We start from the raw sequence: 20,016 nt of genomic DNA, 5'->3' as shown, positions 1-20,016 counted from the left end.
CAACTCATTCTGGCAGGCCTGGGTACTATCAAATCTGTCAGGTGATGCTCGCTGCCCGGTGTGCTAAGGTGTAACAGCAGGGTAATTTATATAATTCGTACTTTCAGATCCCCTGGTTTCAACGAAACACTCAACATGTGTTGGACCTACCTGACCCGGACCACCCACGTATCAGGTGAGCAGGTTTAACTGTCCAGGGGGACGCCTGGCTGCATCAGGGCTTGAATCGGGGCGTGCTATCAACGTCAGGTTCATTGTTTCTTACCGCACTGCACTTTTTCCATTTTCCGGGCTCTATGCTTGGCCAGGCCCTATTTATCTCCAATGTGGCCGCCGAATCTAGAACCTGTGCCGATGGCTTCAAACGACTCAAATTTCTTTCCCCGCCTGCTACTGACAGGCGCCCTCGCATGCCTGTGCGCCTGTACTCAGCAGCAAGGCCGTGACATGGTCAACCAGCTCGGCAACGGCAAACCCAGCGAGCTGTTCCAGACCAGCGTCGACCGCCTGGCCACGCTGTCGATGCGCGACAACTTGCAAAGCCTGTACCTGCTGATGAACAAGCTGTACCTGCGCAACCCCAACCAGTGGAAGGTGTCTGGCTACCTTGATGCCGCCACCGCCGAGCGACAGATCCGCATCGCCATCGAACAGCGCCGGCCGCTGCCGCAACTGGGCAACCGCCGTGACCTTGCAGCCTTGAGCTACGCCCTGAGCCCCGAGTTTCGCGGGGACCGGGTCGGCGCCTTCATCTACGCCATTGGCAGCATGCTGATCACCGCGCATGGCGGGCGTACCGAGTTCTACATGACCGATACCATCGACCCCCTGTTCATCAACAACGCTGCGCGCAATATCGAGAAGGCGACATGGATGCTCAGTCAGCGGCAAGATGCCAACGGGGTGCTGTTGCTGTTCTCGAACGAGATCTCGGAGGAGGGCAGCAACCTGAGTTTTGCCGTTGAGTTCGGCAAGATCGTCGCGCGGCTGGACTTGCTGGCCGAGTTGCTGGATGAGCGTTATCGGCGCATAGGCTTGAACTACGCGCAGAGCCTGTTGCTGATGAACTTCCTACCGGTGCAGTGAATGACGGTCGTTGCAGGAGCGCTTGGTCCGCCGCCATGTGCAGGCTACGCGAGTACCGGAAGATACTGTTCGATTAACGAACAAGCATGACGCCGGACCTGTCCGCTATCCGCCCAGCCAATCCCATCGTTGCATTGCCCAACCCCCGCCTTTTTGCTGTAGTGTCCCCTATCCGCCGGCTGTCGCCTGCCCCTGCGACGCGCAGCCAGCCCGATAGAATGACCGTGATGACCGCAACCACAGCCGACAAGGCGGTAGGGCGCGGCGACCAGAACAATAACGATACCGAGTGCCTTGCCTATGGAAAGCCGCCTGCTGAGCGAGCGCAGTAGCGTGTTTCACCACGCCGACCCTTACGCTGTGTCCGATTATGTGAACCAGCATGTAGGCCAGCATTGCATCGGTCTGTCCCGCACCACCCACCCCCAGGCCAGCCTCAGCCATCGCAAGTTCGCCGAGCTCGACCTGTGCCGTATCAGCTATGGCGGCAGTGTTCGCGTGACGTCGCCCGCGCTGGAAACCATCTACCACCTGCAAGTCTTGCTCAATGGCAACTGCCTGTGGCGCGGGCACAAGCGCGAGCAGCACCTGGTACCGGGCGAGCTGCTGCTGATTAACCCGGACGACCCGGTTGACCTCACCTATTCGGAAGACTGCGAGAAGTTCATCCTCAAGGTGCCAACCCGGCTGCTGGACTCGATCTGCGATGAACAGCGCTGGCAGCGGCCTGATGGGGGCGTGCGGTTCTTGCGCAATCATTACCGGCTGGATGAGCTGGATGGCTTCGTGAACCTGCTGGCCATGGTTTGCCATGAGGCGGAAGTGGGCGATTCACTGCCCAGGGTGCAGGGCCATTACAGCCAGATCGTCGCCAGCAAGTTGCTGACCCTGATGAGCACCAATATTCGCCGTGAGAGCCTCAGCTCACCGGGTGCAAGCCTGGAGCGGATCATCGAGTACATCGACCGCAACCTTAAGTTCGAGCTAACAGCGGAGGCGCTGGCGGAGCAGGCGTGCATGAGCCTGCGCTCGTTGTATGCGCTGTTCGACCGGCACCTGCAGACCACACCCAAGCAGTACGTGCGACAACGCAAGCTGGAACAGGTGCGTGCCTGCCTGGCCGATGCCAGTTGCTCGGTACGTAGCGTGACCGAACTGGCCATGGATTATGGCTTCCTGCACCTCGGGCGTTTTTCCGAGGTGTATCGGCAGCAGTTTGGCGAATTGCCGTCCGAAACCTTGCGCAACCGGCGATGAACCGTACTGGTCTCTCGCGGGTACGCCCGCGAAGAGACGCTTGAACCTGTCACCTCAACCTGCACAAAACGGATAGCACCCCGCACAAACCGGATATTGCGACCCAATCCCAGCCTCTAACCTGACCAGGTCTAAACAATAACAAGGGAGACCCTGGCCATGTCCCTGGGATTCGACTACCTCAATGCCATGCTCGAGGACGACCGTGAAAAGGGCATCTACCGCTGCAAGCGGGAGATGTTCACCGACCCACGGCTGTTCGACCTGGAGATGAAACACATCTTCGAGGGCAACTGGATCTACCTGGCCCACGAAAGCCAGATCCCCGAGAAGAATGACTTCCTCACCCTGACCATGGGGCGCCAGCCGATTTTCATCGCGCGCAACAAGGACGGTGAGCTCAATGCCTTCCTCAACGCCTGCAGCCACCGCGGTGCCATGCTGTGCCGGCACAAGCGCGGCAACCGTTCCAGCTATACCTGCCCGTTCCACGGCTGGACGTTCAACAACAGCGGCAAACTGCTGAAGGTGAAAGACCCCAGCAACGCCGGCTACCCCGACAGCTTCAACTGCGACGGCTCCCACGACCTGACCAAGGTGGCACGCTTCGAGTCGTACCGGGGCTTTTTGTTCGGCAGCCTGAACGCCGATGTGAAGCCGCTGGTCGAGCACCTGGGCGAGTCGGCGAAGATCATCGACATGATCGTCGATCAGTCGCCTGAAGGCCTGGAAGTGCTGCGCGGTGCCAGCTCGTACATTTACGAAGGCAACTGGAAGCTCACCGCCGAAAACGGCGCTGACGGCTACCACGTAAGCTCCGTGCACTGGAACTACGCCGCCACCCAGAACCAGCGCAAGCAGCGCGAAGCGGGTGACGAGATCAAGACCATGAGTGCTGGCGCCTGGGCCAAGCAGGGCGGCGGTTTCTATTCCTTCGACCACGGCCACCTGCTGCTGTGGACCCGTTGGGCCAACCCGGAAGACCGCCCGGCCTACGAGCGCCGCGACCAACTGGCTACCGACTTCGGCCAGGCGCGCGCCGACTGGATGATCGAAAATTCGCGCAACCTGTGCCTGTACCCGAACGTGTACCTGATGGACCAGTTCAGCTCGCAGATCCGCGTTGCCCGGCCGATTTCGGTCAACAAGACCGAAATCACCATCTACTGCATCGCGCCGAAAGGCGAGAGCGCCGATGCCCGCGCCAAGCGTATCCGCCAGTACGAAGACTTCTTCAACGTCAGCGGCATGGCCACCCCGGACGACCTGGAAGAATTCCGCTCGTGCCAGACCGGCTATGGTGGCGGCACGGGCTGGAACGACATGTCCCGTGGCGCCAAACACTGGGTCGAAGGTGCCGATGAGGCGGCCAAGGAGATTGAACTCGAACCCCTGCTGTCGGGCGTGCGCACCGAGGACGAAGGCCTGTTCGTGCTGCAGCACAAGTACTGGCAGGACACCATGATTCAGGCCCTCAAGGACGAACAGCAGCTGATCCCCGTGGAGGCCGTGCAATGAGCCTGTATGAAACTGTGCGCGACTTTCTCTACCGCGAAGCGCGCTACCTGGACGATGCCGAGTGGGACCAGTGGCTGGAACTGTACGCCAGCGATGCCAGCTTCTGGATGCCGAGCTGGGACGATGACGACACCCTCACCGAAGACCCACAAAGCGAAATCTCGCTGATCTGGTACGGCAACCGTGGCGGCCTGGAAGACCGCGTGTTCCGCATCAAGACCGAGCGCTCCAGTGCGACCGTGCCCGACACCCGCACCTCGCACAACATCAGCAACATCGAGATCGTCGAGCAGGGCGAGGGCAGCTGCCAGGTGCGCTTCAACTGGCACACCCTGAGCTTCCGCTACAAGACCACCGACAGTTACTTCGGCACCAGCTTCTACACCCTCGACCTGCGCGGCGAGCAGCCGCTGATCAAGGCCAAGAAGGTGGTGCTGAAGAACGACTACGTCCGCCAGGTCATCGACATCTACCACATCTGATACAGGGTTTTGCGAGCATTGCCCGGTGCGTCTTGTGACGCGCCGCGGCCCGGCTCGCCCGCGAGGTGCAACATGAGCTACCAGATCGCACTGAATTTCGAAGACGGGGTTACCCGTTTCATTGAAGCCACCGGTCAAGAAACCGTGGCCGACGCCGCTTACCGTCAAGGCATAAACATTCCGTTGGACTGCCGTGACGGCGCTTGCGGGACCTGTAAGTGCAAGGCTGAGTCCGGTCGTTATGAACTTGGCGACAACTTCATCGAAGACGCCTTGAGCGAAGACGAAATCGCCGAAGGCTACGTGCTGACGTGCCAGATGCGCGCCGAAAGCGACTGCGTCATCCGCATTCCGGCTTCGTCGCAGCTGTGCAAGACCGAGCAGGCCATTTTCGAGGCCGCCATCAGCGATGTGCGCCAGCTGTCGGTCAGCACCATTGCCCTGTCGATCAAGGGCGAGGCCCTGAGCCGTCTGGCCTTCCTGCCGGGGCAGTACGTCAACCTCAAGGTGCCGGGCAGCGAGCAGAGCCGGGCCTACTCGTTCAGCTCGCTGCAGAAGGACGGCGAAGTCAGCTTCCTGATCCGCAACGTACCGGGTGGGCTGATGAGCAGCTTCCTGACCAACCTTGCCAAAGCCGGCGACAGCCTGAGCCTGGCCGGGCCGTTGGGCAGCTTTTACCTGCGGCCGATCCAGCGCCCGCTGTTGCTGTTGGCCGGTGGTACCGGGCTGGCGCCGTTCACCGCGATGCTGGAGAAGATCGCCGAGCAGGGCAGTGAGCATCCGCTGCACCTGATCTATGGCGTGACCAACGACTTTGACCTGGTCGAACTCGACCGCCTGCAAGCGCTGGCGGCACGTATCCCCAACTTCACCTACAGCGCCTGCGTCGCCAACCCGGACAGCCAGTACCCGCAGAAGGGCTATGTCACCCAGCACATCGAGCCACGCCACCTCAATGACGGCGATGTGGATGTGTACCTGTGCGGCCCGCCACCCATGGTGGAAGCGGTCAGCCAGTACGTGCGCGAGCAGGGCATTACCCCGGCCAACTTCTACTACGAGAAGTTTGCGGCTGCGGCCTGACAGCCCCTCTGATTCAAAGCAATACGCCGACCCTGTGGGAGCGGGCGAGCCCGCGAAGCAGGTTGCGCGGTGGATGGCACGGGCTTCGCCCGTGTTCGCGGGCAAGCCCGCTCCCACAGTGATCGCGCAGCCTTTCAGGCTTTGAGCAAGACAGTTGCAGCCACAGGGTCTCTCGCGAACTGGAGATTTGCATATGAACAACAGATTCCAAGGCAAGGTCGCTCTGGTCACCGGTGCCGCCCAAGGCATCGGCCGGGGCGTGTGCTGGCGGCTCAAGGCCGAAGGCGCACACGTGGTCGCGGTAGACCGTTCCGAGCTGGTCCACGAACTGGCTGGTGAAGGCATGCTCACCCTCACCGCCGACCTGGAACAGCACGCCGATTGCGCCCGGGTCATGGCCAGCGCGGTGGAAGCCTTTGGGCGCCTCGACATTCTGGTCAACAACGTAGGTGGGACCATTTGGGCCAAGCCCTTCGAGCACTACGATGTCGAGCAGATCGAGGCCGAAGTGCGCCGTTCGCTATTCCCGACACTGTGGTGCTGCCATGCCGCGCTGCCCTACATGCTTGAACGTGGCAACGGCGTCATCGTCAACGTTTCTTCCATCGCCACCCGTGGCGTCAACCGTGTGCCCTATGGCGCGGCCAAAGGCGGCGTCAATGCGCTCACCGCCTGCCTGGCCTTCGAAACGGCTGGCCGTGGGATCCGTGTCAACGCCACCGCGCCCGGCGGCACCGAAGCGCCGCCCCGGCGGGTACCGCGCAACAGTGCAGAGCAAACCGAGCAGGAAAAGCACTGGTACCAGCAGATCGTCGACCAGACCCTCGACAGCAGCCTGATGCACCGCTACGGCAGCATCGACGAGCAGGTGGGGGCCATTCTGTTCCTCGCTTCCGACGAAGCCTCGTACATCACCGGCGTGACCCTGCCGGTAGGGGGCGGCGATCTCGGCTGAACTGCAACCTCAAGGCAAAAGTTTTCTTCCAAAACAAAAACAAGAGCGACAGATGCCATGCGAACCCTTGACGTACACCCGATCATCGACAATGCGCGCTTTACCTCGTTTCACTGGATGGTCATGGCCTGGTGCGGCCTGCTGCTGATTTTCGACGGCTATGACCTGTTCATCTACGGTGTGGTACTGCCGGTCATCATGAAAGAGTGGGGCCTGACCCCGTTGCAGGCCGGTGCACTGGGCAGTTATGCGCTGTTCGGCATGATGTTCGGCGCCCTGGCCTTCGGCAGCCTGGCCGACCGCATCGGGCGCAAGAAGGGCATTGCCATCTGTTTCGCCTTGTTCTCGGGGGCGACCATCCTCAACGGCTTTGCCAGCAGCCCGAGCGAGTTTGGCATCTACCGCTTCATCGCCGGCCTGGGCTGTGGCGGCCTGATGCCCAACGCCGTGGCACTGATGAACGAATACGCGCCCAAGCGCCTGCGCAGCACGTTGGTGGCGATCATGTTCAGTGGCTATTCGCTGGGCGGCATGCTGTCGGCAGGTGTCGGCATCTTCATGCTGCCGCGTTTTGGCTGGGAGTCGATGTTCTTCGCCGCAGCGGTGCCACTGCTGCTGTTACCGGTGATTCTCTACTACCTGCCTGAATCCATCGGCTTTCTGGTGCGCCAAGGCCGTATCGAGGAAGCACGCACGCTGCTCAAGCGGCTGGACCCGAACTGCGACGTGCAGGCCGATGACAGCTTGCAAGCGGCTGATCGTAAAGCCGGCGGCGCTTCGGTGCTGGAACTGTTCCGCAATGGCCTGGCGATTCGCACCCTGGCACTGTGGGTTGCGTTCTTCTGCTGCCTGCTGATGGTCTACGCCCTGAGCTCCTGGCTGCCCAAGCTGATGGCCAACGCCGGCTACAGCCTGGGCTCAAGCCTGTCATTCCTGCTGGCACTGAACTTTGGCGGCATGGCCGGGGCGATCCTCGGCGGCTGGCTGGGCGACCGCTACAACCTGGTCAAGGTTAAGGTGGCGTTCTTCATTGCCGCCGCACTGTCGATCAGCCTGCTGGGGGTGAACAGCCCGATGCCGGTGCTGTACCTGCTGATCTTCATTGCCGGCGCCACCACCATTGGTACGCAGATCCTGCTGTATGCAGGCGCTGCGCAGATGTACGGCCTGTCGGTGCGCTCTACCGGTCTGGGCTGGGCCTCGGGCATCGGCCGTAATGGCGCCATCGTCGGCCCGCTGCTGGGCGGTGCGTTGATGGGCATCAACCTGCCACTGCAACTCAATTTCATCGCCTTCGCCATTCCTGGCGCCATCGCCGCGCTGGCCATGGCCGTGCACTTGGCCAGTGGTCGGCGCCACGCTCAAACCCTTGCCGCGCAGGCCTGAACCGAACAGAACAAGACGAGGTAACCCCCATGACCGTGAACATTTCCCATACTGCCGAGGTACAGCAGTTCTTCGAGGATGCCGCAGGCTTTGGTAATGCGGCCGGCAACCCACGCCTCAAACGCATCGTGCAGCGCCTGCTGCAGGACACCGCGCGGCTGATCGAAGACCTGGACATCAGCGAAGACGAGTTCTGGCACGCCGTCGACTACCTCAACCGCCTGGGCGGTCGCGGCGAAGCCGGGCTGCTGGTGGCGGGGCTGGGCCTCGAACACTTCCTCGACCTGCTGCAGGATGCCAAGGACCAGGCGGCAGGACGCGTTGGCGGTACCCCACGCACCATCGAAGGCCCGTTGTACGTGGCTGGCGCACCGATTGCCCAAGGTGAAGTGCGCATGGACGACGGCAGCGAGGAGGGCGTCGCCACGGTGATGTTCCTGGAAGGCCAGGTGCTGGACCCGCACGGACACCCGCTGCCGGGTGCCACGGTCGACCTGTGGCATGCCAACACCCGTGGTACCTATTCGTTCTTCGACCAAAGCCAGTCGGCGTACAACCTGCGTCGGCGCATCGTTACCGATGCCCGGGGGCGCTACCGCGCGCGCTCCATCGTGCCATCGGGGTATGGCTGCGACCCGCAGGGGCCAACCCAGGAATGCCTGGACCTGCTGGGCCGTCATGGCCAGCGCCCGGCCCATGTGCACTTCTTCATCTCGGCGCCAGGGTACCGGCACCTGACCACACAGATAAACCTGTCGGGGGACAAGTACCTGTGGGATGACTTTGCCTATGCCACACGGGATGGGCTGGTCGGGGAGGTGGTGTTCGTCGAAGGGCCGGAGGGTCGGCATGCCGAGTTGAAGTTCGACTTCCAGTTGCAGCAGGCCCAGGGCGGTGCCGATGAGCAGCGCAGCGGGCGGCCGCGGGCTTTGCAGGAGGCCTGATCGACCGAGTGGGCTGTTTCGCGGGCTTGCCCGCTCCCACAGGTGAAGCCTGTGCAATCGTTGGACTGCGGGCAAGCCCGCGAATCAGCCAACGCCCAAACAAGAGCCCGCCACAAAGGCCGGCCGCTGCCTTGCGAGACGCTTCATGAAAACGCTGATCAAGGACTGCTCTGTATCGGCCATTGTCGCCGGCTGCATTGCCACGACGATCTCCTACGCCGGCCCGTTGGTGATCATTTTCCACGCCGCCGAAGCGGCCGGCCTGTCGCACAAGCAGTTGTCATCCTGGGTCTGGGCCGTGTCCATGGGCAGTGCCGTGCTCGGTGCGCTGCTCAGCCTGCGCTACCGCGTGCCGGTAGTGATCGCCTGGTCGATCCCGGGGTCGGCCCTGTTGGTCACCGCCTTGCCGCAACTGGGCCTGGAACAGGCTGTGGGTGCCTACCTGGTGGCCAACCTGGTCCTGCTGCTGATCGGCATCAGCGGGGCCTTCGACCGCATCATCGCGCGCCTGCCAGGCTCTATCGCTGCCGGCATGCAGGCCGGGATCCTGTTCAGCTTTGGCATCGAGGTGTTCCGCGCCTTGCCGGTGCAACCGCTGCTGGTACTGGCGATGTTCGTCACCTACGTGCTGATGCGCCGGGTGCAGCCGCGCTATGCAGTGGCTGCGGTGCTGGGCGTGGGCGTGCTGGTGACCGTGGCCAGCGGTACGTTGCGCAGCGAGGCACTGGTGCTGGAACTGGCCTCACCCCAGTGGATCACCCCCCAGTTCAGCCTGCCGGCAGTGTTCAGCCTGGCGTTGCCGATGGTGCTGGTGGCGCTGACCGGGCAGTTCATGCCGGGTATGGCAGTACTGCGCAACGCTGGCTACGTCACGCCGGCCAGCCCGCTGATCAGCGCCAGTGCCCTGGCTGGGGCGCTACTGGCGCCGTTCGGTTGCCACGGGCTGAACCTGGCGGCGGTTACCGCCAGCCTGTGCACCGGCCAGGAAGCCCATGAAAACCCCCAACGGCGTTATGTGGCAGCGGTGGCTGGCAGTGTGTTGTACCTGCTACTGGGCATTGCCGGGGCCACCTTGATGTCGCTGTTCGCCGCCTTTCCCGCCGTACTGATCGCGGCCCTGGCCGGTTTGGCCCTGTATGGCGCCATCAGCGAAGCCTTGGTCCGCAGCCTGGCGGAGCCGGCCGAACGCGACGCCGGGCTGTTCACCTTCCTGGTCACCGCTTCGGGGGTGGCTTTCCTGGGCCTGTCGGCGGCGTTCTGGGGGCTGCTGTTCGGCCTGCTGGCGCACGCGCTGCTGAGGCTGCGCCAACCACGTGCCCGGGAGGTGCTGCGCCGTACACCATGAACTGCCGTGTTTCCAACGCTTTACCCATAAAAACAAGATCAAGAGAGCTTCGGAATGAACCACACCCCTTGCGTTGCCCTGGGCCTGACATTGCTCAGCCAGCCACTGCTGGCTGCCGAAGGCGGCTTCTTCGAGGATTCGAAGGCCACCCTGAGTGCCCGTAACTACTACTTCAGCCGCGATTTCTCCGACATTGTCGGGGCCAACAAACAGTCCAAGGCCGAGGAGTGGGCCCAGGGTTTCATCCTCGACTTCAAAAGTGGCTACACCCCGGGCCCGGTCGGCTTTGGCGTGGACGCCCTGGGCTTGCTGGGGATCAAGCTGGACAGCAGTCCAGACCGCGCCAATACCGGCCTGTTGCCGGTGCATGGCGACGGCCGTGCTGCCGATGAGTACAGCCGCCTGGCGCCGACCTTCAAGGCCCGGATATCAAAAACCGAACTGCGTGCAGGTGAACTGCAACCGAACCTGCCGGTGCTGACCTTCAGTGATATTCGCCTGTTGCCACCCACCTATCAGGGCGTGAGTTTGAGTTCGTCGGAAATCGACGGGCTGACCATGCAGGCCGGGCACTTGAAAAGCACCCACCTGCGCAACGAAGGTGGTGACGGCAAGATGAACGCGATGCTTGGCCATGTGCCGATGCGGCAGGCCGAAAGCGACGCGTTCAACTATGTGGGTGGGGACTATGCGTTCAATGCCAACCAGAGCAGCCTCAGCCTTTGGTACGGTCAGCTGGAGGACATCTACCAACAGGGCTTTGTTGGCCTGAAGCACAGCAAACCGGTCGGGGACTGGGTGCTCAGCGCCAACCTGGGTTATTTCACCGCGCGTGAGGAAGGCGATGCGCTGCTGGGCAACATCGACAACCAGGCGTTCTTCTCGCTGTTCACTGCCCGGCATGGCGGTCACAGCTTCCATGCCGGCTACCAGGGCATTTATGGCGATAGCCCGTTCCCACGGGTATTCGCCAACATCTCGCCGCTGGGCAACGAGGTGCCGACCTATGAGTTTGCCTACACCGACGAACGCTCCTACCAGGTGCGCTACGACTACAACTTCGCCGCCATGGGCGTGCCGGGCCTGACAGCGACCGTGCGCTACATAACCGGCAACAATGTCGATACCGGGCTGGGTTACGAGGGGCGTGACCGCGAGCGTGATCTGGATATCGGCTATGCGGTGCAGAGCGGGGCACTGAAAGGCTTGGGGATACGGGTGAGGAACGCCATGGCGCGCTCCAACTACCGCAGTGATATCGACGAGAACCGCCTGACGCTGGTGTACACCTGGCAGCTGTTCTAAGCCATCCAGGAGAATTGCGCATCAGGGGTGTATGAGGGTAGCTTGCGGAAACGACTCTTTCAGGAATCCCCTCTTGGACTCCATCACCCAAGCCGTACTCGGCGCGGCGCTGCAAGGGACCGTGCTCGGGCGCATCCAGGGCCGCCGTTCGCTGCTGTATGGTGCAGCACTGGGCACGTTGCCGGACCTGGATGTGATCATTCGCTACGCCGACCCGGTGTCGCAGATGACCTACCACCGTGGTTTTTCCCACTCGCTGTTCGTGCTAACGGGGCTGGCCTTGCTGCTGGCCTGGCTGGTCAACAAATGCTGGCCTGGCAAGGGCTATACCTTGCCACGACTGTTCCTCGCATTCTGGCTGGTACTGGTTACCCACCCGCTGCTGGACGCCTTTACGGTCTACGGCACGCAGCTGTTCTGGCCACTGCAAGGCACCCCGCAAAGCTGGGCGGCGGTGTTCATCATCGATCCGGTCTATACCGTGCCACTGCTGCTGGCGGTCATCTACGCCCTCGCCAAGGGCGTGACTGCCAGGGCTAAACGCCTATTGGCCCTGGCGCTGGTATTCAGTACCGCATACCTGGGGTTTGGCCTTGCCGGGCGCATGGCGGCCGAGCAGCGCTTCGAGGCGGCGCTGCACCAGCGCGGTATCGCTACCAACGAGGTCCGCGCCGTGCCGATCGCGTTCAACAGCCTGGTCTGGCGGGTGCTGGCCAAGACTGCGGAAGGGGATTACTACGAAGGCATCAGCAGTGCATTCGACCGACAAGCGCCAGAGATGCAGCGCTTGTCACGTAACCTGCAGCTTGCCCAAGCGCTGAGCGATGATCCCCTGCACCAGCGGTTGCGCTGGTTCACCGATGACTGGCTGCGATACGACCAGATCGGTGATGTGCTGGTGGTTACCGACCTGCGTATGGGTATTCCAGGCAACTACACCTTCCGTTTCAACATGGCCCACCGTGACAACCAGGGGCGCTGGATTGTCGATGTGCCATCGATGTTCCAGGGCGCTGGCCCAGGTTCGATGTTCAGTGGTGCTGACCTGGCATTGATCTGGCGGCGCATTATCGAACAGCAACCACCCTTGCCTTTGGCAGTGTGGACCGAACGCTACCTAGGCGTCAGCCCCGTAGAGCGCGAGCGCTAGCGCTTGCGCTCGGCCGGGCTGGATCTGGTCAAATGGACGGCGATGTTGACCATGGTCGTCGATCACTTGCGTTTTCTGTGGCCCGAGGCCGATAGCCTGTTCGTGTTGGGGCGGCTGGCGTTTCCGCTGTTCTGCCTGGCGATTGCAGTGAATGTGGGGCGAGCCCGTGCGGGGGCGCTGTATACCCGTGGCAACCTGCGCTACCTGGCGCTGATGCTGATGTTCGCGGTGCTGTCCGAGCCTGCGTATCGTTGGCTGGACAGTGGCTCGCAGACATTCAGCGTGATGCCGACCTTGTTATTGGGGTTGGTGGTTGCCTGGGGTGTGCATCACCCCTTGATATCGGCACGCGTGCTCGGCATCGCCGGCCTGCTGGCGGGTTGGTTGTTGCATGAGCAACTGATGTATGGGTTGCCGGGGGTGTTGCTGCCGGGCGCCTGGTTGATGGCGCGCAGGCAAGGTGGGATTGTCGGGTTGTTGCCTTGTCTGTTGGCTGCGGGCGGCAATCTGACCAATAGCTGGTTGCGCGAGCACCTGTTGGCGCCGTTCACGGTGCTGACACTGACTGCTGCAATTCTGGCGATTCCGCTCGGGGTGCTGTTGTTACGGCATGATGAATGGCGGGTGCCCGTGGTGGGGCGCTGGGGTTACCTGTTCTATCCGCTGCATTTGCTGGTCATCAAGGTCCTGTCATGAGCCAGGTATCGGGCCGCGGTGAACAAGGGGGGCGGGAGCCCGGCGTCGGGCCCCCATTGCCCGCGAAGAGGCCAGTACAGCAAGACGCTCAGCTGCGTGCCAACCGCCCACTCACATAATGCGCGACATCATTGAACCCTGGGGTCGACGCATGCCCCGGCGTCACCAGTGAGTCAATGAACGCCTCGTCCTCTGCGGTGATCTTCACCGCCAGCGCACCCCCATAGGTCTCCCACTGTTCCTCGGTGCGAGGCCCTACGATAGCGGAACTCACCAGCTGGTTGTTCAATACCCAGGCAATGGCGAACTCGACGATTCCCACACCTTTGGCCTCGACATAGGCCTGGATCTGCCGGGCAATCGTCAGCGATTCCTGGCGCCACTCCACCTCCATGATGCGCTTGTCCTGGCGCCCGGCACGGCTGCCAGCGTCCGGCACTGCACCCGGTGCGTACTTGCCACTGAGCACACCTCGCGCCAGCGGGCTGAACGGCACCACGCCCAGACCGTGCGCGGCAGCAGCAGTGAGTTGCTCTGGCTCGGCCTGACGGTTGACGATGTTGTACAGCGGCTGGCTGACTATCGGCTTGGGTACGCCAAGGCGCTCGGCAATATGGCAGACCTCGGCAATGCGCCAGCCACGGAAATTGGACACACCCCAGTAGCGGATCTTGCCCTGGCGCAGCAAGTCGCCAATGGCCTGCACGCTCTCTTCCAGCGGTACCTTGTGGTCTTCGCGGTGCAGGTAGTAGATGTCCAGATAGTCCATGCCCATGCGCGTCAGCGTGGCATCCAGGGCATTGAAGATGTGCTTGCGCGATAACCCGCTGCGGTTGGGCAGGCCGTCGGCCGGGCCGAAGCCGACCTTGCTGGCGACCACCCAGTCATGGCGATGGCGCGCCACGGCTTCACCGACGATTTCTTCCGAGCGCCCGGCGTTGTACACGTCGGCGGTGTCGATGAAGTTGATGCCTTGGTCCCAGGCCTTGTCGATGATGCGCAGGGCATCCTCGGTACGGGTCTGCTCGCCGAACATCATGCTGCCCAGGGTAAGGGCGGAAACCTGCAGGCCGCTGTGGCCGAGAGGGCGGTAGATCATGCGCGTGGGTCCTTATGCTGTCGGCTGACCTGCCTGTTTTACACACAACCGGGATGCATTGAAAGGCACCCCTCAGCCAATGAGCGCCAAAGCCTCCTGCAGGCCCAACGGGCGCTTCAGGCGTTGCGACAGCGTCGCCATGGCATCGCAATAACCCTTGGCGATAACGGCCTCGACGCGTTCATCCACACACTGCAGTGCAACGAAATCACCTTTTTCCGGCTCCCCGACGAATTCGATCCGGTTCCAGTCTCTGGCATGGCCTAGCACTTCATAGGTACGGCCGTGCTGGTAGGTCCAGAAGAAGGGTACATCGGCATAACGACGCTGTTCGCCAAGCATGTTGGCCGCGGCGATAACCCCGTGTTGCTGGGCCAGGCGCCAGTGTTCGATGCGCACCGGGCGCCCCGTAAGCGGGAACGTGGCAATGTCACCTGCGGCCCACAAACCATCAGCTGCGCGCATTTCTGCATCGACCCTCACTGATTTGTCTTCGCTGAGTGGCACGCCTTGAAGGAAAGCTGTGGCGGGTTTTACCCCGGTGCCGAGCACCACCAAGGGCGTCGGCAGGCGTTCACCATTGGCCAGTTGCACCGCTTCGACCTTCTCCAGCCCCTCGATCCGCTCGACCTCGGTAGGGCCGTGGAAGGTGATCCCTTTTCGTTCATGCAACTCGCGAATGCAGCGCCCGATCCGCTCGCCCAATTGTCGGGCCAGAGGGACTTCGTGGCGCGTGACCACATGCACCTGCAAGCCATACTTGCGCAATGCCGAGGCTGCCTCCAGGCCGATGAAGCCGTCGCCGACGATGACCACCGGTTGGCCAGGCTCGGCTGCGTCGAGCAACTGTGCAGCATCTTCCAGTGAGCGGAGGGTGAACACCCCGGGCAGATCGGCGCCGGAAATGTCTGGGCGCAGTGCTTTGCCGCCGGTTGCCAGCAGACAGGCGTCGTAATCGATCTGCTGACCATCGGCGAGGGTGACCTGGCGCTTTTGGCTGTTCAGGGTGCGCACCTTGCCGTACTTGCGCTCCAGCTGACCCTTGCGCAGGGCGCAGGCTTCGAGCAGCGCAGGGACCTCATCGGGTGGCATCTGCCCGGCAATCACGAATTTGCTCAGTGCTGTGCGATCGTAGGCCGGCTGGCGCTCCTGATCGATCCATACCAACCGGCCAGCGAAGCCATGTGCCAGCAAGGTGGCGACGGCGGCGCTGCCGGCGGCACCGGCGCCGACCACCACGAAACAGCGGGCATCGCTGTGCCTGGGCGGTTCGGTTACCGGCAGGGGCTGGTCATCGACCCAGATTTCATCGCCCTTGATCCATGCCTTGTAGCGGCGCAGGTCGGCCAGCGCAGGTGGCTCACAGACCATCCCGTCGTCAACCGCGAAGGCAGCTTTGTGCCAAGGACAGACCAGCAGGCCACTGCAAACCACGCCTTCATCAAGGGGGGCGCCTGCGTGGGGGCAGTTGCCCTGGTAGGCATGTACCTGATCGCCTTGGCGGATGAGGATGAGTTCTTCGTTGCCGGCCTGGACGCGCAGGGGGCGGTGTTCGTCGAGCTGAGCCAAGCGTGCCACGGCGTATTGGGTCATCGAGGTTTCTCCAAAGGGGCCTTTGGAACCATTTGACGCCTGGGGCGCGGAGGGGATGCGTTGAGCTGACGATCGGTGGAGGGTTTGAATTTCGTATGGCTTGGGTGGGCCTCTTCGCGGGCTTGCCCGCCCACAGGCTTGAAACTTGTGGGAGTGGGCAAGCCCGCGAATGCCTCAACTCGCCCGTGCAGTGCTCAGCGAACCCGCTCGCGTTACACGCAAGGCCACCAGGCTACCCACTACGATCAACGCCGCGAGCGAATACAGTGCGGCATCGGTTGAGCCGGTCTGGTCCTTGATGAACCCGACCAGGTACGGGCTGAGGAACCCTGCCATCTGGCCTACCGAATTGATGATCGCCAGACCTGCCACGGCGGCTCCGGCACTGAGCAGCGCGGTGGGCATTGGCCAGAACATCGGCAGGCCGGTAAGCGCGCCAGATGAAAATGAACGGAATCAGCCGCAGGGTGATACGCCGGTACAGCGCGTTGCGGGTGGTGTCCGTGCCTTGGTCAGGGGCGGGGCTGTGTGCCATGATCGGGTTCTCTGTTGTTATGGTTTTTGCCGCGTCGCCTGTTTCGGCGCTCGCCCTGACGAGTCTCGGGGACTGCGGCTAGCCTGTCTTTGTGCTTTTGCACAGCGCTTGGCCCAGGCTGCTGTGCCCGAGCCCAAAAGCCAAACACCTAAAGGACCACGCAATGTTCGAACTCGACCATGACCTGGCACAGGATATCGTTGACCGGGCAATGGCCATCTTGCCTTGCAACGTCAATGTCATGGACAGCCAGGGGTTGATCCTGGGCAGTGGTGAACCGGAGCGCATCAACACCCGTCACGAGGGGGCGCAGCTGGTTTTGGCCAATGGCCGGATCGTCGAACTGGATAGCGACGCGGCCAAGTGCCTGAAGGGCGTGCAGCCCGGCGTGAACCTGCCATTGATGCTCGATGGGCGGCTGATGGGCGTGTTGGGCCTGACCGGCGACCCGCAGCAGGTGCGCACCTATGGCGAGCTGGTGCGCATGACCGCCGAAATGCTGCTGGCCCAACGCAATTTACAGGCTGACCAGCAATGGCGAAGGCAGCGCTGTGACGACCTGCTGGCGCTACTGCTCGGCGGCAGCGGTAACTCGCCGCGCTTGCTGGACGAAGCCCGTCAGTTGGGCCTGAAACCTCAGCTACCGCGGATACCGTGCCTGTTCGAGATTACTTCCGGGCCACCTGCCGAGGCGCTGGCCGCATGGTTGATGAACCGTTATCCGGATAGCTGGTGCGTCAGCCCGGCTCGCCAGTCGTTGCTGTGGTGCCGCCCGGCAGGCGTGGCACTGGATGAACTGCGCTTGCTGGAACGCCTGCAACGCCACGGCTGGGACATTGAGCGACTGGCCCTGGGTAGTGCAGCGCAGAGCCTGGAGCAGTTACGCCGTGGTTACCGCCGGGTGCGTGACTTGCTGGCCTACGGCCGCGAGGTATTGCCCAGCGAACGATTGCTCAGCCTGCAGCGCTACCGGCTGCCGGCGCTGCTGTGGCGCCACCGTAACGACGACGCGCTGGACGAGCTGCTGGAGCCGTTGCAGCGCATCCGCGCCAAGGACAGCAGTGGCCAGTTACTCGCCACCCTGCGCGCCTGGTGTGCCCATGACGGCCAGAGCCAGTCCTGTGCCGATGCCCTGGGCATCCACCGCAACAGCCTGCGCTATCGACTGGAGCGCATAGCCGAGCTGGGTGAGGTCGACCCGCTGCGCCTGGAAGGGATGCTCAGCTTGTATCTGGGGTTGCAGCTGTTGCCAGCTGACTGAAGTGTTCCCTTGCCGGCGATTGGGCCAGAACAGGCAAAAAGGCATCTGCCCAAACAACCCGGCCGGCGTTTTGTGCATTTGACTGAGGCCACCTGGCCAGCCACCTGTCAGCATGCCGCTCATCAGGACAGGAGAAACCCCATGAAAATCGTCATTGCCCCCGACTCGTTCAAGGACAGCCTCGATGCTGCCGGTGTCGCCCGCGCCATCGCTGCGGGCCTGAGCGAAGCGTGGCCGGAGGCTGAACTGGTCGAGTGCCCAATGGCCGACGGTGGCGAAGGCACCATGGAGGTGATCCTGGCCGCCAGCCGCGGTGAATTGCGCCGCCAGGCCGTGCGCGGGCCATTGGGGCAGCACGTCGAGGCTGGCTGGGGCTGGTTGCCGCAAAGTCGCACCGCAATCATCGAAATGGCCCAGGCCAGTGGCCTGCAACAGGTGCCAACAGGCCAGCGCGATGCTTGCCGTAGCAGCACCTGGGGTACCGGTGAGCTGATTGCCGCAGCCCTCGACGCCGGCGCTCGGCGTGTGGTGCTGGCCATCGGTGGCAGCGCCACCAACGATGCCGGCAGTGGCATGTTGCGAGCGCTTGGCCTGCGCCTGCTGGATGCTGACGGGCAAGCGCTGGAAGAGGGCGGCCTGGCCTTGGCCAAGCTGGCCCATATCGACGCCAGCGGCCTCGACCCGCGCCTGGCCGGGGTGCAGTTTGAAGTCGCAGCGGATGTCGACAACCCCTTGTGTGGCGCCAACGGCGCATCGGCGATCTTCGGCCCGCAGAAAGGTGCCAACCCGCAGCAAGTGGAGGCGCTGGACCACGCGCTGAATCATTTTGCCGACCATTGTGCGCTGCTGTTGGGCGAGGATGTGCGCGATTACCCTGGTTGTGGCGCGGCGGGTGGCATGGGCTTCGCTGCCCGGGCATTCATGGACGCGCAGTTCCGCCCCGGGGTGGAAGTCGTGGCTGAGCTGGCTGGCCTTGACGCCCTGGCGCAGGGGGCAGATCTGGTGGTGACGGGCGAGGGGCGTTTCGATGCCCAGACACTGCGCGGCAAGACGCCGATGGGGGTGGCGCGGGTTGCCAAGCGCCATGGCGTGCCGGTGGTGGTACTGGCCGGGACCTTGGGGGAGGGGTATCAGCAGTTGTATGCCCATGGGGTCGATGCTGCATTTGCCCTGGCCAGCGGACCGATGAGCCTGGAGCAGGCATGTGCAAATGCTGCCGAGCTGTTGCAGGCCAGGGCTTGTGATATTGGTCGGTTGTGGCGCTGCGCGAAGCGAGGCTGAACACCACTGTTCAAGTGGCCTTAGGCTGCGTCTGGAACATGGCAATGAAGTTGGCCAGCGCTGGCGAAGCATTCTGGGCGCTCCATTTCATGTACAACCCAAGCCCTGGGGCAGGCTGGTCATCGATAGGCTGGATCGGGCAAAACTGCACGCGTTCGCGCGGGGTCGAGCGGGCGAACGACTCCGGCACCAGGGCCACGCCAAAATCGCAGGCCACCAGGCCAAGCAAGGTGTGGATCTGCGCCGCCTCCTGCACGACCTTGGGGTAGAACCCGGCCGATCGGCACAGCGCAACCAACTGCGCGTGGTAGCCCCCGCCCAGCGCTTGCGGGGTGAACACGAAGTCCTCATCGGCAAACTCGCGCAAGTCGACGGCCTCGTGCTGCGCCTTGGGATGGCTGGCAGGCAGCGCCATGACGATCTGCTCGTCAAGCAGCAAGCGTGCCTCCAGGGTGCCGGCTGGTAGCGGAAGCCTGCGCATGAAGCCGATATCCGCCTCACCGGCCAGCAAGGCCTTGGCCTGAGCGGCGGATGGCATCTCGCGGAGGGTCAGTTGCACGTTCGGATAAGTTTCCCGAAAGCGGCGCAAGCGGTTGAGCAGCGAGTCGTAATAGGCGATGGAAATGGCCGTGATGGTCAACTTGCCGCTGACCCCCGCAGAAACGTTGCGCGCGTACTCGATCCCTTGTTCCAGTTCAGCAAGCGTGCGGTAGGCGGTGTCGAGAAACGCTGCACCCGCTGCGGTCAGACGCACCTCGCGCTTGTTACGCAGAAGCAGGCCAAAGCCGAGCTTTTCCTCAAGCCGGTTGATCGCCTGGCTCAGCGGCGGTTGCGCCATGTGCAGGCGCTGGGCGGCCTTGTGAAAGTGCAGCTCTTCGGCCACGGCGATGAACTGCCTGAGCAAACGTGTTTCGATCATCCAGCATTCCTGCAGCGCGGCGGCTCGGCGGTGATACCCATGGGATATCAAGGTTGAATGCTTTTAATATTAAGTCATTGTTTTTTTTGTTGATATCGTAAAAAAGGAGAATTGAAGGTAG

17 protein-coding genes and 1 pseudogene are annotated in these 20,016 nt (G+C 62.7%); 14 read left to right on the top strand and 4 right to left on the bottom strand.

Going from position 1 to position 20,016, the window contains the following annotated elements; genetic code table 11:
- Nucleotides 1-324: 324 nt before the first annotated feature.
- From INQ47_RS03185 to INQ47_RS03130, 12 genes are all read left to right on the top strand, one after another.
- On the top strand, nucleotides 325-1,086 hold the full coding sequence (locus INQ47_RS03185) for a hypothetical protein (protein WP_404701076.1): 762 nt from the start codon (nucleotides 325-327) through the stop codon (nucleotides 1,084-1,086).
- Nucleotides 1,087-1,386: 300 nt separating this feature from the next.
- Nucleotides 1,387-2,343, top strand: a complete 957-nt coding sequence (locus INQ47_RS03180) for an AraC family transcriptional regulator (RefSeq protein WP_404701075.1) — start codon at nucleotides 1,387-1,389, stop codon at nucleotides 2,341-2,343.
- 159 nt (nucleotides 2,344-2,502) lie between these two features.
- Nucleotides 2,503-3,861 carry a benzoate 1,2-dioxygenase large subunit gene (benA, locus tag INQ47_RS03175; RefSeq protein ID WP_404701074.1) on the top strand — a complete coding sequence of 453 codons (1,359 nt, stop codon included), beginning with the start codon at nucleotides 2,503-2,505 and terminating at the stop codon, nucleotides 3,859-3,861.
- Nucleotides 3,858-4,343 carry a benzoate 1,2-dioxygenase small subunit gene (gene benB / locus INQ47_RS03170; protein WP_404701073.1) on the top strand — a complete coding sequence of 162 codons (486 nt, stop codon included), beginning with the start codon at nucleotides 3,858-3,860 and terminating at the stop codon, nucleotides 4,341-4,343. The genes benA and benB overlap by 4 nt, the downstream gene beginning before the upstream one ends.
- A gap of 72 nt (nucleotides 4,344-4,415) precedes the next feature.
- Nucleotides 4,416-5,426, top strand: a complete 1,011-nt coding sequence (gene benC / locus INQ47_RS03165) for a benzoate 1,2-dioxygenase electron transfer component BenC (protein WP_404701072.1) — start codon at nucleotides 4,416-4,418, stop codon at nucleotides 5,424-5,426.
- A gap of 193 nt (nucleotides 5,427-5,619) precedes the next feature.
- Complete coding sequence (locus INQ47_RS03160; RefSeq protein WP_404701071.1) at nucleotides 5,620-6,381, top strand: 1,6-dihydroxycyclohexa-2,4-diene-1-carboxylate dehydrogenase; 762 nt, start codon at nucleotides 5,620-5,622, stop codon at nucleotides 6,379-6,381.
- A gap of 57 nt (nucleotides 6,382-6,438) precedes the next feature.
- Nucleotides 6,439-7,767, top strand: a complete 1,329-nt coding sequence (locus tag INQ47_RS03155; protein WP_404701070.1) for an MFS transporter — start codon at nucleotides 6,439-6,441, stop codon at nucleotides 7,765-7,767.
- Nucleotides 7,768-7,796: 29 nt separating this feature from the next.
- On the top strand, nucleotides 7,797-8,711 hold the full coding sequence (gene catA / locus INQ47_RS03150) for a catechol 1,2-dioxygenase (protein ID WP_404701069.1): 915 nt from the start codon (nucleotides 7,797-7,799) through the stop codon (nucleotides 8,709-8,711).
- Between the two features lie 145 nt (nucleotides 8,712-8,856).
- The gene (locus INQ47_RS03145; RefSeq protein WP_404701068.1) at nucleotides 8,857-10,056 is read left to right on the top strand and encodes a benzoate/H(+) symporter BenE family transporter; all 1,200 of its coding nucleotides are present in this window, start codon (nucleotides 8,857-8,859) and stop codon (nucleotides 10,054-10,056) included.
- A 54-nt stretch (nucleotides 10,057-10,110) separates the two neighbouring features.
- The gene (locus tag INQ47_RS03140; protein ID WP_176684266.1) at nucleotides 10,111-11,361 is read left to right on the top strand and encodes an OprD family porin; all 1,251 of its coding nucleotides are present in this window, start codon (nucleotides 10,111-10,113) and stop codon (nucleotides 11,359-11,361) included.
- Between the two features lie 73 nt (nucleotides 11,362-11,434).
- Nucleotides 11,435-12,511: a metal-dependent hydrolase gene (locus INQ47_RS03135; protein WP_404701067.1), complete on the top strand. Its 1,077-nt coding sequence runs from the start codon at nucleotides 11,435-11,437 to the stop codon at nucleotides 12,509-12,511.
- 3 nt (nucleotides 12,512-12,514) lie between these two features.
- Nucleotides 12,515-13,207: a TraX family protein gene (locus tag INQ47_RS03130; RefSeq protein ID WP_404701066.1), complete on the top strand. Its 693-nt coding sequence runs from the start codon at nucleotides 12,515-12,517 to the stop codon at nucleotides 13,205-13,207.
- Between the two features lie 88 nt (nucleotides 13,208-13,295).
- Here the strand turns inward: INQ47_RS03130 and INQ47_RS03125 are convergent, their stop codons facing one another.
- The 3 genes and pseudogenes from INQ47_RS03125 to INQ47_RS03115 form a co-directional block, all read right to left on the bottom strand.
- A complete protein-coding gene (locus tag INQ47_RS03125) occupies nucleotides 13,296-14,306 on the bottom strand; it encodes an aldo/keto reductase (RefSeq protein ID WP_252461327.1) in 1,011 nt (336 codons plus the stop codon).
- 72 nt (nucleotides 14,307-14,378) lie between these two features.
- Nucleotides 14,379-15,899 (bottom strand): FAD-dependent oxidoreductase, encoded by a 1,521-nt coding sequence (locus tag INQ47_RS03120; RefSeq protein ID WP_404701065.1) that lies wholly within the window; start codon nucleotides 15,897-15,899, stop codon nucleotides 14,379-14,381.
- Between the two features lie 174 nt (nucleotides 15,900-16,073).
- Nucleotides 16,074-16,337, bottom strand: a pseudogene (locus tag INQ47_RS03115) (MFS transporter); the annotation flags it as partial.
- A gap of 260 nt (nucleotides 16,338-16,597) precedes the next feature.
- Here INQ47_RS03115 and INQ47_RS03110 point away from each other — a divergent pair.
- A complete protein-coding gene (locus INQ47_RS03110) occupies nucleotides 16,598-17,695 on the top strand; it encodes a sugar diacid recognition domain-containing protein (protein ID WP_404701064.1) in 1,098 nt (365 codons plus the stop codon).
- A gap of 141 nt (nucleotides 17,696-17,836) precedes the next feature.
- Entirely contained in the window at nucleotides 17,837-18,976 is a 1,140-nt protein-coding gene (locus tag INQ47_RS03105) for a glycerate kinase (RefSeq protein ID WP_404701063.1), read from the top strand.
- A gap of 10 nt (nucleotides 18,977-18,986) precedes the next feature.
- Here the strand turns inward: INQ47_RS03105 and INQ47_RS03100 are convergent, their stop codons facing one another.
- A complete protein-coding gene (locus INQ47_RS03100) occupies nucleotides 18,987-19,895 on the bottom strand; it encodes a LysR substrate-binding domain-containing protein (RefSeq protein ID WP_404701062.1) in 909 nt (302 codons plus the stop codon).
- Nucleotides 19,896-20,016 lie beyond the last annotated feature (121 nt).

The organism is Pseudomonas sp. 3HC3, from assembly GCF_044904505.1.
GTDB classification, from domain to species: Bacteria; Pseudomonadota; Gammaproteobacteria; order Pseudomonadales; family Pseudomonadaceae; genus Aquipseudomonas; species Aquipseudomonas putida_Y.
This window is presented reverse-complemented; position numbering and strand designations above follow the sequence as displayed.